Origin of the sequence: Microvirga sp. TS319 (assembly GCF_041276405.1) — a bacterium.
Taxonomy (GTDB): domain Bacteria; phylum Pseudomonadota; class Alphaproteobacteria; order Rhizobiales; family Beijerinckiaceae; genus Microvirga.
Map to the genome: position 1 here is coordinate 1732168 of NZ_JBGGGT010000001.1, position 14848 is coordinate 1747015.

Annotated in this window: 12 protein-coding genes; 9 read left to right on the forward strand and 3 right to left on the reverse strand. The window is 63.9% G+C overall.

The annotated features are described in order from the left end of the window. Positions 1-24 precede the first annotated feature (24 nt). Entirely contained in the window at positions 25-1035 is a 1011-nt protein-coding gene (locus AB8841_RS07940) for a YeiH family protein (RefSeq protein ID WP_370435237.1), read from the forward strand. A 731-nt stretch (positions 1036-1766) separates the two neighbouring features. On the opposite strand, the gene AB8841_RS07945 is transcribed toward AB8841_RS07940, so the two are convergent. Then, positions 1767-2099, reverse strand: coding sequence for a hypothetical protein (locus AB8841_RS07945; protein WP_370435238.1), 333 nt, complete (start codon positions 2097-2099; stop codon positions 1767-1769). A gap of 237 nt (positions 2100-2336) precedes the next feature. Here AB8841_RS07945 and AB8841_RS07950 point away from each other — a divergent pair, with 237 nt between their 5' ends. From AB8841_RS07950 to AB8841_RS07960, 3 genes are all read left to right on the forward strand, one after another. Then, on the forward strand, positions 2337-3044 hold the full coding sequence (locus AB8841_RS07950; RefSeq protein WP_370435239.1) for a hypothetical protein: 708 nt from the start codon (positions 2337-2339) through the stop codon (positions 3042-3044). Between the two features lie 140 nt (positions 3045-3184). After that, positions 3185-3784 (forward strand): hypothetical protein, encoded by a 600-nt coding sequence (locus AB8841_RS07955; protein WP_370435240.1) that lies wholly within the window; start codon positions 3185-3187, stop codon positions 3782-3784. Positions 3785-3886: 102 nt separating this feature from the next. Next, a complete protein-coding gene (locus AB8841_RS07960; protein ID WP_370435241.1) occupies positions 3887-4432 on the forward strand; it encodes a hypothetical protein in 546 nt (181 codons plus the stop codon). 105 nt (positions 4433-4537) lie between these two features. Here AB8841_RS07960 and AB8841_RS07965 read toward each other — a convergent pair whose 3' ends face one another. After that, positions 4538-4966, reverse strand: a complete 429-nt coding sequence (locus AB8841_RS07965) for a nuclear transport factor 2 family protein (protein WP_370435242.1) — start codon at positions 4964-4966, stop codon at positions 4538-4540. A 641-nt stretch (positions 4967-5607) separates the two neighbouring features. Here AB8841_RS07965 and acnA point away from each other — a divergent pair. The 3 genes from acnA (at position 5608) to AB8841_RS07980 (ending at position 10360) form a co-directional block, all read left to right on the forward strand. Further along, positions 5608-8298, forward strand: a complete 2691-nt coding sequence (gene acnA / locus AB8841_RS07970; RefSeq protein ID WP_370435243.1) for an aconitate hydratase AcnA — start codon at positions 5608-5610, stop codon at positions 8296-8298. Between the two features lie 54 nt (positions 8299-8352). Continuing rightward, on the forward strand, positions 8353-9318 hold the full coding sequence (locus AB8841_RS07975; protein WP_370435244.1) for a Bug family tripartite tricarboxylate transporter substrate binding protein: 966 nt from the start codon (positions 8353-8355) through the stop codon (positions 9316-9318). 121 nt (positions 9319-9439) lie between these two features. Then, entirely contained in the window at positions 9440-10360 is a 921-nt protein-coding gene (locus AB8841_RS07980; RefSeq protein WP_370435245.1) for an FCD domain-containing protein, read from the forward strand. A 279-nt stretch (positions 10361-10639) separates the two neighbouring features. Here the strand turns inward: AB8841_RS07980 and AB8841_RS07985 are convergent, their stop codons facing one another. Further along, the gene (locus AB8841_RS07985; RefSeq protein ID WP_370435246.1) at positions 10640-11494 is read right to left on the reverse strand and encodes a universal stress protein; all 855 of its coding nucleotides are present in this window, start codon (positions 11492-11494) and stop codon (positions 10640-10642) included. Positions 11495-12321: 827 nt separating this feature from the next. Between AB8841_RS07985 and AB8841_RS07990 the strand changes: the two genes are divergently transcribed. After that, positions 12322-13368, forward strand: a complete 1047-nt coding sequence (locus AB8841_RS07990; protein WP_370435247.1) for a patatin-like phospholipase family protein — start codon at positions 12322-12324, stop codon at positions 13366-13368. A 3-nt stretch (positions 13369-13371) separates the two neighbouring features. Then, a complete protein-coding gene (locus AB8841_RS07995; protein WP_370435248.1) occupies positions 13372-14826 on the forward strand; it encodes a GntP family permease in 1455 nt (484 codons plus the stop codon). Positions 14827-14848 lie beyond the last annotated feature (22 nt).

A 14848-nucleotide genomic window follows, 5' to 3' on the forward strand; every position in this document is an offset into this window, starting at 1 on the left:
CCTTGATGAAGGTACCGTGATCCGATGATCGACCGATTGATGCGCCTGCTCCCCGGCATTGCCTTGAGTGCGGCCATTTCCTTCGCGGCCATTGGCCTTCAACACCTGGAGGAGGCCTGGACCGGGCGGCCGTGGCTGGAGGCTCTCGTCATTGCGATCCTTCTCGGAACAGTGATCCGCACCGCCTGGACCCCTGGCGCCCGCTTCGCTCCCGGAATCGGCTTCTCGGCCAAGATGCTGCTCGAATTCGCCGTCATGCTGCTCGGCGCCTCGATCAGCTTCCAGGCCGTGATGCAGGCGGGTCCCGGGCTCATCGTCGGCATCGCCGTCGTGGTGGTGATCGCGATCGCGGCGAGCTACGGCCTTTGCCGCGGACTCGGGTTGCCCAAGCGCATGGCCGTGCTGGTGGCCTGCGGCAACTCCATCTGCGGCAACTCGGCCATCGCGGCGGTGGCGCCGGTGATCGGGGCCAAGTCGGAGGATGTCGCCTCCTCCATCGCCTTTACGGCAATCCTCGGCGTCATCGTGGTGTTGAGCCTTCCCCTCCTGGTACCGGCTCTCGGGCTGTCGGAGACGCAGTACGGCGTGCTCGCGGGCCTGACCGTCTATGCAGTGCCGCAGGTGCTCGCCGCGACTCTGCCTGTCGGGCTGGTCAGCACCCAGCTCGGGACCTTGGTGAAGCTGGTTCGGGTGCTCATGCTGGGTCCCGTCGTGATCGGCCTTTCGCTCGCCATGGGCCGCGACGGGGCGAGCCGGCCGGGCTTCTCCCTCAATCGTTTCGTGCCGTGGTTCATCATCGGATTTCTGGCCCTGGCGGCCCTGCGTTCGACGGGCCTGATCCCCGATATGGTGTTGCGCGCCATCATGCCGCTGACGACCTTCCTGACTGTGATCGCCATGGCGGCCCTGGGACTCGGCGTCGACCTCAAGGTGCTCGGCCGGGTCGGCGGACGGGTGACACTTGCCGTCACCCTCTCGCTTCTCGCCTTGTTGGCCGTTAGCCTGTGCCTCATCCGGCTTCTCGACATGGCTTAGCTCTCCGGCCCATGTCCCACGGGAACGGTGCGGAATCGCAACGCCCCGTCCCGCTCGATTGATACGTTCCTTCTTTCGCCTTGCCGTGGCTGCTGGACCATGCCTTGAGGCTGACCCGCGAGCCGGTTCTGGCGCATCAACGGCGACGGCTTGCCGACACCATCGGACGTGACATCGAACCCACATGCGATGCGCGGCTCTACAATGGAAGCATCGAATTGGTCCCAGAGTGGAATCCACTTCTGGGATTGAACCCAATGCTCCCTTCTTAGATGAGCGCATCGTTTGAGCGGACTCGAAGGGCTACGTTCGTGAAAACCGGGTCCGCACGATGCGCTACCACGACGGCTATCCGGTCCGGCTCGTGGTGCCCGGCTATTGTTGTACCTGCCGGGTCAGCAACGCGATGAAACGATCGTCGTGAACGATATCTTTATCCAGGCTCCTCATCTCCACTGGGTGAGAGGGCCTCAGCTGGTCCAGCGATGTCGGATCTCGCAAAAGATGATGAGCGATGAGGATCTATGAAGTCGCCACTGTCGTTCCGTGATGCCTCATGCTCCAACGGCAGACACAAGACGCAGCCTATCTGCCACCCGAAATGGCTATTGAGCGAGATGTCCTTCCGAGATTGGAAAACAGCCATGCCTTCGAGTTACTCCGCAGATCGAAGCGTGTGAGCTGCGGTTTCCACGAAGGCTGGGCGTTCCGATCTGGTTCGCCAGGGCAAGTCACATGGCATTCGCATGCTTGTCTCCTGTGAAGCCTGATGGCTCAACGCACCTAGCACCAGCTCCCCCCGTCGCGATACCCGGATGACAGCTGGCCATTTTCGGCAGTATGGCGCTGTCTCTGCTGGACTTTTTAAACAGGCGATGGCCGCGGAATGCACATGCGCGGCACCGGATCGGATGACGAACAGTTTCCATTGCAGGCGCGAATACCTGTGCTGCGAGCAGCAGACGCTCCTCCATGCCGGCATCGTTCAGACGTCCTGTTTCGAGATGAACTCGCTCGAAGCGGCAGCGTCTGGCCTTTGGAAAAAGGAAGTAGCCATCAAGCATACTATCCTTTCTAGAGCGCCCCAATCTCCCGAGATGTTGCTATCAAACGAATGAACTTGACCACGCCACGGCGGAATGATGGCGAAACAAAGGTCGCAAAGGAGGAGATGCGCCGCTTTACGCTATTTCTACATCCAGGCTTTTGATTTTTCATCATCTGCCTTTCCAAAGATCTTCCAGCACCTCTCCCCTTATTCAACATCAGCACCTTTCAAGACTGAACGGTAGGGAACACATATGAAGCGGATCCTCTTTGCCGCTGCGACGGCTGTTGCGCTGCTCGCGACACCGGCGCTCGCACAATCAACCGGCACCTCGACCTCGGGCACGTCAACCAGCAATTCTGGTGCTACGGCCATTGTGAATGGAGACACCATCTACAACCCTGCAAAAACGCGGCAGCGAATTGCCTCCACGGCCTCAGGCATTGCACCCGGCCTTACAGCGGCAGGCGTTCATTCATGCGCCGGCTCCGCATCGATCGGCGTCGGCGGCGTCGGCTTCAATTTTGGAGCGGGGGCTACCTACGAAATGCAGGAGTGCAACCGGCGTGCTTACGCGGCGACGCTGATGGGCATGGGGCAGAACGCTGCCGCTCTCGCCCTCGTGTGCAACAATCCGGAGGTCCAGACAGCTCTCAACCAAACGGGTGTCGTGTGCCCTCAACAGCGTGCCGCGATCCAGCAGGCGCAGGCACAGGCTGCGGCCATCGGACAGCCCGTCGTCTATTACGGTGATGGCTCCGGTAATTCGGCAGGAACGCGCTACATCCCGGCTAACGGTCAGGGTGGCGCGCCGCTGGTCCCGATCAGCGGAGACACTCGGGCGCGATATGCCTCTACCACCGGCTCAATCGGATCGGCTACTCCCGCAGCGCCGCCGTTTTGCTTCAATCCCCGCACCTACAACCCGTCGCTCTGCACCGGCATCGGTGCGCCTCAATAAGGCGGCGCAGCCTGAAGGGGCACGGGTGTATGAATCGCGCCCGGCGCCCCCTTCAGGGTGCGGACAAGGCTTCCGTCACCGGTGCAATCGAAACGATCGCATTCATGTTGCGACCATCTTCTCATTCAAGGGAATATCTGATGCGTAAGCTCATTCTTTCATCTGTGGCTCTCGTCGCCCTGACCGGGGCCGCCCTGGCGGGACAACCGTCACGCCCCGGCCACGGACCCCAGAACAATCAGCCGGACGTCAATGCCCACGCCTCTGGTTATCTCTATAACCGCGAAGTCGCCAACGCTCGTCAAATGAATGCGACAGCCTATGTCGACGCGACGGTCAGCCATACGCAATCGGGCGGCTCCTCCTGGACCGTGAATGGCGCCCATCAGTTCCAGGCGACGGCGAACAATGGCGTCGCTGCTGCGAACTCGCAGGGTGCTGCCAACCAGGCCGCCTCCTCCTCGTATGAAGGCATGATGAGGGGTGCGGCTGCCGGCAACGCTTCGATCACGGACCAGGGCGGCTTCGCTCAGGTCGGCAACGTTGCCGCCGGCAACGTCCTGACGCCCAGCACCGGTCAGGCACAGGGCTCGACCTCGGGCGGCTTCTCGGGCGGCGGAAGCTACACCAATACCAACACCTATACCGGCTCTGTCTATGGCTCTGTGAGCTACAACAGCGCATCGCAGTCCAGTGCGAGCGGCTATGGCGCCGGTGGCGCGATTTCGTACCGGAACTAACCGCGTCGCCATCAGGGCAGGGCTTCCGTCCCTGCCCTTCCTTTACAAGGGAACGTGACGACGCAATCAAACAATCAGCCGTTTCCCGATATGAGGCAATCCATGCGAAGCGCCATCCTGCCCGCCCTCGGTCTTATTCTCTCGAACTGCGCGGCTCAAGCTCAGACGGCCGGTGCCCCACCGCATGCCGGCACTTTGGGAGTCTTCCTCGGGAATCTGCCGCTGACGAATTCGCAGAACCTCGTAGCAGGCCAATTGTGGGACCAAGGCGTCAGGGCCTCTCAGCAGGCGATCGGCCCGAATACGCAGTCCTACGCCATCTCGAATGCCCATGCGACCATGCGGACAACGTCGAACTCGTCGACGACCAGCACGACGAACATGTCACGCAGAACCGATGGCCGCTCCGGAACGGGTTCCGTCACCCACAGCGGACAGAACGACTTCTATATCTGGGGGAATACGCGCTTCGACACGATCACCAAGAACGGCATCGGCTCAGCCTGGGGTCGGAACAGCGGCAATGTCGCAAGTTCGGCGACACTCAATAACGGCGGTTCGACCGGAAGCGTCTCATCCACCACTTCGGCCGGTTCGAGCTCCTCGTCGAATGCCACGGCGATAGCGGGCGGGGGGCTGCGCCGTTAATCGGGAGAATGGGGCGCAAGACCGCCGCCCGGCCGGTTCGACGCAGGGAGCGCGATGAAGCCCGCCGGATGGCCTGATCCAGACGATCCTCGCCGATGCTCTCGCTCACTCGCCCCCGGGCGTTGCGGCGGCGAATGCACGGGCGGTGTCGTAGAACTCGACGAAGTCGACGGCCTTCCCGTCCCGGAATCGCCAAATATCGACCTTCGGGGTGTCCGCAACCTTGCCGGTCGTCTTGTGGCGCCAAGCCACCCGGCCGATCGCCACGACGCGATCATCCTGGGCGATGAACTCCTTCATGTCGAAAGAGACCATGTCCCAATCCCGTGTCAGCCCCTCCAGGTAATCGAGGATTTCGCCCTTACTGCTGCGAGACGCCGAAAAGGGCATTTCCGGTGAGCCATTTGCCAGCGAGTCGAGAGAAATGTCGTCGGACATGATCTCCATCCAGCACTCGCTATCGGCGCCTTTCTGCCCCGACCATCGCGCATAAGCCTCTTTGAGGGTCGCGACATTCTCGTTTTCGATTGTCATAGAAGCCTCCTGCTAGCCCCATCATCTCAGGGTGCCGTTGAACGCCTCCGGCAGAGCGTGACGTGCTTGGGGCGCAATGACTGCTGAGCCGAATGATAGGTTCGAAGATCCGGCAGGCTAACGCACTATGAAGAGGTAGCCGATGACCTATCGGCGCTCTCGCCGACATCGGGAGTTCGGATCGACAGGCCTACGGACATCGCCAGCCATGTTGCGAGCCCGGCCCCGGCCATGCGGTCCGCCACAATTCTTGCCTTCCAGCGAAGAAGACCGCGGCTGCGATGGTTTCAAGAGGCACGTACATATCTTGAATTAGAAATGCGATTCGTGTTGCATTTAATAGTTCAGATATGCAATGATACTTTCCACCGCACAGCAAACGGCTCGCGTCACTTCCGCCGCACCGGGACTGAGCCAGGGAAGCACAGGAGCGATTGATGGCGACCGTCACGACGGGGGCGCTTGGAGCCTTCCGAACGCATGAAGCGTTCGGGCAGCGCGGTCCGTCCCTGTCTGCCCCTGTCGATGCTTCGTCTCCTGAGGGTGCGCACGGGGTGCACTGCGCTCCGGATAGACCAGGCACCGGTTCTTGCCGGCCCCGCCTTCGCCCTTGCCGCCGCCTGAGAACACTGTTCTGAACCATGCCTCCGACCGCCCATATGACGAGCACTGGACGAAACCATCGCATTGTCGACATTCGCGCAGCAGCCGGAGGAAGCCTCGAGCGGCTGCCGCATATCCTGCGGATCATGCTGGAGAACGTGCTGAGGAACGCGGGCGATGACGCGCCTCGGGCCAAGGCGGCGATCCTCGACTGGCTCAGCAGCGGACGCAGCAAAGACGAGATCCCGTTCCTGCCGGGCCGTGTCCTGATGCACGACACCACCTGCGGGCCAGCCCTGGTCGACATCGCCGGCATGCGCGCCTCCCTGGCCGAGGCGGGGTTCGATCCGAGCCGCCTCAATCCCGTCCTGCCCGTCGACGTCTCGACCGACCATTCCCTCGCGGTCGACGTATTCGGCACGACCGACGCGCTCCGGCGCAACATGGAGCGTGAGTTCGGGCGCAACGCGGAACGCTACCGCTTCATGAAATGGGCGACACGCGCCCTCACCGGAGTGCGCGTCCATCCGCCGGGCACCGGCATCATGCACACGCTCAATCTTGAACGGCTGGCGACCGTCGTCACCACCGTCGAGCGCGACGGCGTAGCATGGGCCGTGCCCGACACGCTGATCGGCACCGACAGCCACACGCCGATGATCAACGGTATCGGCGTGCTCGGCTGGGGCGTCGGCGGATTGGAGGCGGAGAGCGTTTTCTTCGGCATGCCCGTGATGATCCGCGTGCCCGACATCGTCGGGGTTCGCCTGACCGGACGCCTGAGGGCGGGCGTGCTTGCGACCGACCTCGCATTGACCGTCACGGAGCGCCTTCGGCGCATCGATCTGGCGGATCGTTTCGTCGAATTCTATGGGAGCGGCGTCTCGACGCTGTCTGCGGGCGACCGGGCCGTCGTCGCCAACATGACCCCGGAATTCGGCGCCAATTCGGGCTTCTTCCCCATCGACGGGCAGACGCTGCGCTACCTGCGCGAGACCGGCCGCTCCGCGGAGCACGTTCAGCTTGTCGAGGACTATGCGAGGCGGCAAGGCCTCTGGTTCGATCCGGAGGCTGCTCCACGCTTCAGCGACACGATCGACATCGACCTCGACGAGGTCGATGTCAGCCTCGCCGGTCCCCGGCGCCCTCAGGACCGCATTCCGGCCGGGACCACCATCGCGGCGCTCGCACCGATGCTGGCGGAACGGCCCGCCACGACCTCTCCCGAAGAGCCCGGCAACGGGTCCGTGGCGATCGCGGCGATCACGAGTTGCACAAACACGTCCGATCCCAGGCTGCTGATTGCGGCCGGCCTGCTCGCCCGCAAGGCGCGGCGCTCCGGCCTTACGCCACCCGCCTGGGTGAAAACGTCTCTCGCACCCGGTTCGCCCACCGCCGAGCGCTACCTGCGCCGCGCCGGATTGCTCGAAGATCTTGAAGCCATCGGTTTCGGCATCGTCGGCTACGGCTGCACGACCTGCATCGGCAATTCGGGCCCGCTGCCTTCCGTCATCGAGCAGGCCATGGCCGAGCGGGGGATCCTTCCCGTGGCGGTCCTCTCGGGCAACCGCAATTTCCCGGGACGCGTCCATCCGCAACTCGAAGCGGGCTTTCTCGCCTCTCCGCCGCTGGTCGTCGCCTTCGCTCTCGCGGGCGACGTGAATCGCGACATCCTTGCCGATCCCATCGGCCGCTCGCCCTCGGGCGAGGAGATCCGTCTGGCGGATCTCTGGCCCGGCGGCGACGAGATCGACGCCGCCTTGGCCCAGGCCATCGATGCGCGCGACTACGACACCTCATACGACGCGGCCGAAGCCAGTCGGACGTGGCACGTGCTCGATGCGCCTGCGACGGATCTGTTCCCGTGGGACGAAGGTTCAACCTATATCCGGCGTCCTCCCTTTGCGGGCTTCGGCAAGGGCACGCTTCTCGGAACCTATGCGGCGCATCCGCTGCTCGTTCTCGCAGACGACGTGACCACCGACCACATCTCCCCGGCGGGACAGATCCCGCACACGAGCGAAGCCGCCGGCTACCTGATCGAGCGCGGCGACAATCCGCACGATCTGAACGTCTTTGCATCTCGGCGCGGCAACTGGGAGGCGATGGTGCGCGGCTTGTTCACGAACAAGTCGGTCCGCAATCTCCTCGATCCTCGGATCGCACCGGGCTTCACGATCCATGCGGCATCGGGCGAGCAGCTTCCCCTCTGGCGCGCGGCCGACCGCTATGCGGCCGAAGGGGCCCCGGTGGTCGTCGTTGCAGGCGAACGCTACGGCATGGGTTCGTCCCGCGATTGGGCCGCAAAGGGCGTCGCCCTGCTCGGTGCGCGCGCCGTGCTCGCCTCGAGCTTCGAGCGCATTCATCGTTCGAACCTGATCGGCATGGGCATCCTGCCCCTTCGCCTTCCGGCGGAACGCCACCCGAGCCACCTGAATCTGCGGCCCGGCGACCTGCTCGTCATCGAGGCCGATCCCGCGAGCATCAGCCCGCGCGGCGCCGTCCCGGTCACTCTTCGCCGCATGTCGGGAACAATCGAAACCTTTACGGCTGCTGCCGCCGTCGAAACGGGGCTCGAGGTCGAGATCCTGCGCGGCGGCGGCATCATTCCGCTCATTCTGCATCGCGTCACCGAGGCGGCGGGCACAAGCCGCGAGACGCATGCATCCGTAATCGCCGGCAGGGGCGAAAATCATCGGCGAGAGGCTTCGCCGAGCACCAGACGCTGAGCGGCAACGTCCGCTTTGGCGTTCAATACCTCACGCAAACCAAGGGAGGAACTCGTGAGCCACTTTATCAAGACGGTCCGCGTCGCCGCCGTCGCAGCCGTGACGCTCTTCGCATCGTCGGCCTTCGCGCAGCAGGAGCTCAGGATCATGGCGCCCGCCGGACCCGGCGGCGGATGGGATTCAGCCGCTCGCTCGATCCAGCAGGTGCTGATGCAGACGGGTCTCGCCAAGGGCGTCCAGGTGGTGAACGTCACCGGAGCGGGCGGCACCGTGGGCCTTGCCCAGTTCGTCAACCAGGCGAAAGGCGACCCGGGCCAGCTCATGGTCAACGGCATTACCATGGTCGGCGCGATCCTCACCAACAAGGCGCCGGTCACGCTCGATCAGGTCACGCCGATCGCTCGTCTCACGGGCGATCCGCTCGTGATTGTCGTGCCCGAGAACTCGCCCATCAAATCGGTCAAGGAGCTGGCCGATGCCGTGAAGGCCGATCCCGCGAAGGTGACCTGGGCGGGCGGCTCGGCCGGCGGCGCCGACCACATCCTCGCGGCACTGTTCGCGAAGGCCGCCGGTTCGGATCCGGCGAAGGTGAACTACATCGCGTTCTCGGGCGGCGGCGAGGCTCTGGCGGCCATGCTCGGGGGACGCGTGACGGCCGGCATCTCCGGCTACGGCGAGTTCGAGAGCCAGATCAAGGCCGGCAAGCTGCGGGCGCTCGCCATCTCGTCCGGCAAGCGGCTTGCCAATGCCGATACCCCGACCCTCAAGGAGCAGGGCATGGACGTAGAGGTCGTGAACTGGCGCGCCATCATGGCGGGCCCCGGCATCACGGCAGACCAGAAGCAGGCCCTCACCGAGACGGTCGACAAGCTCGTCAAGTCCAAGGAATGGGCCGAGATCCTCAAACAGCGCGGCTGGGAGGACTTCTATCTCGCCGGCGCTCCCTTCGCGGACTTCCTCAAGGAAGAGCAGGTTCGCGTCGGCGACGTGCTGAAATCCGTCGGTCTCGTGAAGTCCTGAGACCCGGCTCCGGACGACAGGTATGGTATCCTCGGGCCAGTCGGCCCGAGGATACCGTGAACCCGGCAAATGGGATAAAGGAAGAGCAGGCCGTTTTGGGACCGGGTGCGAGGGTTTGCTCATGAGTTCAGTCGGAGACCGTGCGGTCAACGGAAAGCGAGAATTGACCGAGGGACTCGCCGCGCAGATTCTGGAGCATATCCGCGGAGGCGGACTGTCCCGGGGAACCCATCTGACGGCGCAGGAACTGTCCGAGCGCTTCAGCGTGTCCCGTTTTCCCATCGGCCAAGCCCTGCAGCTGCTCGCCGCCAAGGGGGTCCTCACCCATCGGCCCAACCGTGGCTACTTCGTCTCGGATGTCGGGAACGCCTCGCCGGAGAGCCTGGGGCTCGCCGCCAGGGACGACGCCACCCGCGTCTACTTCAGCATCGCCGAGGATCACCTTCACGGACGCCTCCCCGATCCTGCCTCCGAGGCCTATCTCAAGGAAACCTATGCAGTCACCAAGGCACAGCTGAACACCGTACTGGGACGGATTGCCCAGGAGGGCTGGGCCGAGCGCCGTCCCGGCTACGGCTGGTCCTTTTCGCCTATGCTGACGACGCCCGAGAGCCTGGAGCAGACCTATCGGGTGCGTCTGGCCCTTGAGCCGGCTGCCCTCCTGGAGCCGACCTATCGCCTCGATCCGGATGTCGCCGCTCGCTGCCGCGAAGCGGAACTCCGGCTGCTCGCCGGCGCCATCGAGACGGACAGCGCCGACGCGCTCCACGAACGCGGCGTGCGCTTCCACGAGGCGATCATCGGCGCGTCCGGCAATCCCTTCTTCCTGGAGGCGGTGCGGCGTATCAACCGCGTCCGACGCCTGCTGTCGTATCGTTCGATGGTCGACCGCCAGCGCTACCGTCAGCAATGCGAGGAGCACCTCGAGATCCTCGACTTGCTTGAGCAGCGAAGAAACGAAGAGGCGTCACAGGCCCTGCGCCACCATCTGCAGCACACCATCGGAAACCTCCAGAAGATCAGGCTGATCCTGGAGCCCTGACCTAGAGCATCGTGCGAAGAAGTGGGAACCGGTTCTTCGCGAAAAACGATGCTTCGCCAAAGAGAAAGAGCAAGCATTCTGATCCCGTCAGAAAGCTTGCTCTAGAGCATCGGACGCAGGAAGTAGAATCCACTTTTGGGATCCAATCCGATGCTCCCTTCTTAGATGAGCGCATCGTTCTTGCCAAAAACCGGATCCACTTTTCCGCACGATGCTCTCTTCTTGGAAAGAGCGCATCGTTCTTGCGAAAAACCGGTTCCCACTTTTTCGCACGATGCGCTAGCGGAGGGGCGGAACGGCGAGGATGTCGACATCGAGCGAGCGCAGGACTTCCTCGGTCACGCTTCCCAGGAGCACCTTGGCGATGCCTGAGCGACCGCGCGTTCCAATGATCAGAACATCGGGCTTCAACTGCTCCACAACCGCGGCAATCACCTCGATCGGGGCACCCTCCTCGATACGTATCGATTGTCCGTGATCATCAAGCCCGTTCGCATCCAGGAACGAGATCAGCTCCTTGGTGGCCCGGACACGCGCGTCGGCAACGTACTCCTCGATAGTCTCCCGGCTGAGTCCCGCATAAGACAACTTCCCTTTCGCCAGGGGCAGAAAGGCATGAACGAGCGCGAGCCGGGACCTGCCAGGTAATCCCAGAGCCATGCCGGCTTTGATGGCGTTGAGGGATGGCTCGGACATGTCGACTGCGGCCAAGGCCGTGCGGTAAGGCTGATCCACCTCCCTGTTCACCATCAGGACCGGAAACGGACCGGTTCGGATCACACGCTCGACAGTGGTTCCGACCACGATATCGCGCAGAAGCTGCTTGCGGTGGGCTCCCACGACGACGAGGCCGGCCCTCGTCGATGCGGCAGCGCGCAGGATCCCGTCGAAGGGGTCGCCTGCAATGACGAGAGCGTGCGACCGAAGCCCGTGCAGCTCGGCGATCGCGCCGATCTGTTCGCCAAGAATCCGTTCAGCCTCGCGCCTTTCGAGCGCGACGAGGTCCTGCGGCTGATCGTCGTCGACGACATGCAAAAGGGTGATTTCGGCACCATTATCCCGCGCCAGAAGACCAGCCCGGCGCACAGCCCGCTGCGAGCGGGTCGAGAAGTCCGTTGCCGCGAGGATGTGCATGGGTCCGTCTCCTGTGGTTTCGACTCACCTTTAGGATCGGACGCGAAATCGAATCCCCATCCGATGCTGTCAGTCTATGGTCTCGAGCATCATTCCACGCAAAATCGGTACCCACTTCCCGCGTCCGATACAGTAGTCCTTCCACGCATGCCGATTCCAGGCACATGTGACGCGTCGTCTTCCGATCATGAGCAGTGCCTTCCGGCGCGAGCCTTTAAGGCAGCCTGACTGCCGCCAAGGTTGAAGCCTCGACACGCCGACCACGCCGGGTGCCCTGCTCATCGTCAATCGGCGCTCTGCATGGGACGGTGCCATCATATCGCGACCGTTGGGTTGTGGCGCATCGATCTCCGGGACTGAAGAACTGTAGGTCAGTATCCCCTTTGCGGCGACCTCTTGCCCGACCAAAATGCGAATGGAGGCCCTAAAATGTGTGTCAGGAGCAGACTTTCACATTCCGACCACACAACAGGTGTCAGCTTTGAGGCGGTGACGCGGACCGGGCTCTTTCTGCAATGGCCACAGCCGGGCAACGAGGAAATGAGCGAATGCCACGGGTGCGAAGCCTATGCACCGGCAGGGGCAAACCCGGCCCGGTCTCAGTGCTTTCACCGCTCGGGTTCGGGATTTTCCCCGGTAGCCAGAGCGGGCGGTAAAGGCCAAGCTCCTCGCTCGCCTTGCAGGCGGTCAATACCCGTGCGGTCCGCCGGTAGGCACGAGGCCGCCGTTCGACGAGTTGCTGCGGCGGCCCCGGGGCAACGGGGTCGCGCGCTGCCAGCCGTGTCGCGTTAATGCGCGGCTAAGTCGACACACCACTTGGGGGAACCATGGCGGATGATCGCATCAGGCGTATGCCGCAGCAGGATGCCAGACTGGTTGACCTCGCGCTGCAAGGAGGTGGGGCTCATGGAGCCTTCACCTGGGGCGTGCTGGACAGGCTATTGGAGGAGCCATGGCTGCAAATCGACGGCATCTCCGGTACATCGGCGGGTGCGATGAATGCCGCAGTGCTGGCCGACGGCTATGCCGAGGGTGAAGCGCGCGGGGCACGAGCGGCGCTCGAGGCTTTCTGGCGCAAGGTCTCGGATGCGGCCCGGTTCAGCCCTTTGCGGCGGGGACCTATCGACCTCCTGCTCGGCCGCTGGACGCTCGATCATTCACCCACTTTCATCGCCATGGACCTGATGGCCCGTCTCTTCTCGCCCTACGACTTGAACCCGCGCGGGTTCAATCCCCTGCGGGATATCCTTGCCGACAGCATTCATTTCGATCGCCTGACCGCGGGGCCGATCAAGCTGTTCGTCACCGCCACCAATGTGCGCACGGGCCAGGGACGCGTTTTCCGGAACGCCGAGATCACGCCGGACGTGCTTCTTGCCTCGGCCTGCCTGCCAACCCTGTTCCACGCCGTCGAGATCGACGGCGAATCCTATTGGGACGGCGGCTATTCCGGCAATCCCACCATCACCCCGCTCGTGCGCGAATGCACGTCGCAGGACACGATCCTCGTCCAGATCAATCCGGTCGAGCGCCACGGTACGCCGCGGGCCGCTCGCGACATCATCAACCGGCTCAACGAAGTGTCTTTCAACGCGGTGCTGCTCAAGGAGCTGCGAATGATCGCCCTGCTGCGCCACGTAGCCGATCCAGGCGACGGCGAAGGCGCCCAATGGGCCGGCATGCGCATCCACCGGGTAAGCAGCGAGCATATGGTCGACCTCGGCTATTCCTCGAAGCTCAATGCCGAATGGGAGTTCCTCACCATGCTACGGGACAAGGGACGCCGCGCCGCGGAGGGGTTCCTGACGACGGACGGGCGAAATATCGGGACGCGTTCCACTCTCGATATCGACCGGCTGCTCGAGAGCGCATGACCCATGGGCCTCCTCGGGATCCTGCTCGGCCTCGGCCTTCTCATCTTGCTTGCGTTTCGCGGCTGGAGCGTGCTGCTGCTTTCGCCCGCCGCGGCTCTGATCGCGGCCGCGCTCGCCGGCGAGCCCTTGCTGGCAAGCTGGACGCAGATCTTCATGGGCAGCGCCGCGCGCTTCCTGGCACAGTTCTTCCCGCTGTTCCTGCTGGGAGCGCTGTTCGGCAAGCTCATGAACGACAGCGGCTCGGTTACGGCGATCGCCGACACCATGACGGCCCGACTCGGGAAGGACCGGGCCATCCTTGCGGTCGTGCTGGCGGGCGCCCTGGTGACCTATGGTGGCGTCTCCCTGTTCGTCGCCTTCTTTGTCCTGGTACCGATGGCGCAGGCGCTGTTTCGCGCCGCAGACATCCCGCGGCGGCTGATGCCCGCCGCGATCATGCTCGGCACGTCGACTTTCACGATGACCGCGCTGCCCGGCACACCTGCGATCCAGAACGCGATTCCCATGCCCTTCTTCGGGACGACGCCCTTTGCCGCCCCCGGACTGGGCGTCATCGCGGCGGCGATTATGATGGGCATCGGCCTGTGGTGGCTGCGTCGCGCCGAGGCCGCGGCCCGCCGGACGGGCGAAGGCTACGGCACGGAGGTGGATGCTTCCCTCAATGCCGCAGCCAGCGACGAGATGGTGCGGGAGCGGGCGACGACCGCACGTGAGTTCGATCCTGCCGAGATGGCGCACGGCCAGCCTAGCCCCAAGCCGCCAACAGCGCTGCGGGCCGCTCTGCCGCTCATCGTCGTCGTCACGGTCAATCTCCTGATGTCCCTCATCGTTCTGCCGCGCCTTGACGTCTCGTACCTCGCCGAGGAGCGCTGGGGCAGTACCTCCCTGTCGGCTGTAGCCGGCGTGTGGTCCGTCGTGGTCGCCCTCGCGGTCGCGATCCTGGTCCTCGTCATCCTCAACCGCGGCCACCTGCCGTCCCTGCGTGAGAGCATGGATGCAGGTGCCAATGCATCGGTGCTCCCAGCCGTCAGCATCGCGAGCCTGGTCGGCTTCGGCGCCGTCATCGCCGCCCTCCCTCCCTTCACGCTCGTCCGGGACTGGGTGCTGACGATCGGAGGTGGGCCGCTCGTGTCGCTGGCGGTGGCGACGAACGTGCTCGCCGCGCTGACCGGATCCGCCTCGGGCGGTCTGACGATTGCACTCGACGCCCTCGGCGAGACCTACATGAACCTGGCCTCACAGCTTGGCATCGATCCCGCCCTCCTGCATCGCGTCGCGGTCATCGGCTCCGGCACGCTCGATATCCTGCCGCACAACGGTGCGGTGGTATCCCTGCTCGCCCTGTGCGGCACAAGCCACCGCGAGAGCTATTTCGACATCGTCATCGTTGGGATCGTCAGTGCGCTGCTGGCGCTGACGGCGGTGATCGTCTGCGGCTCGTTGTTCGGCACGTTCTAAGGACACGAGAGCATCGGACGCG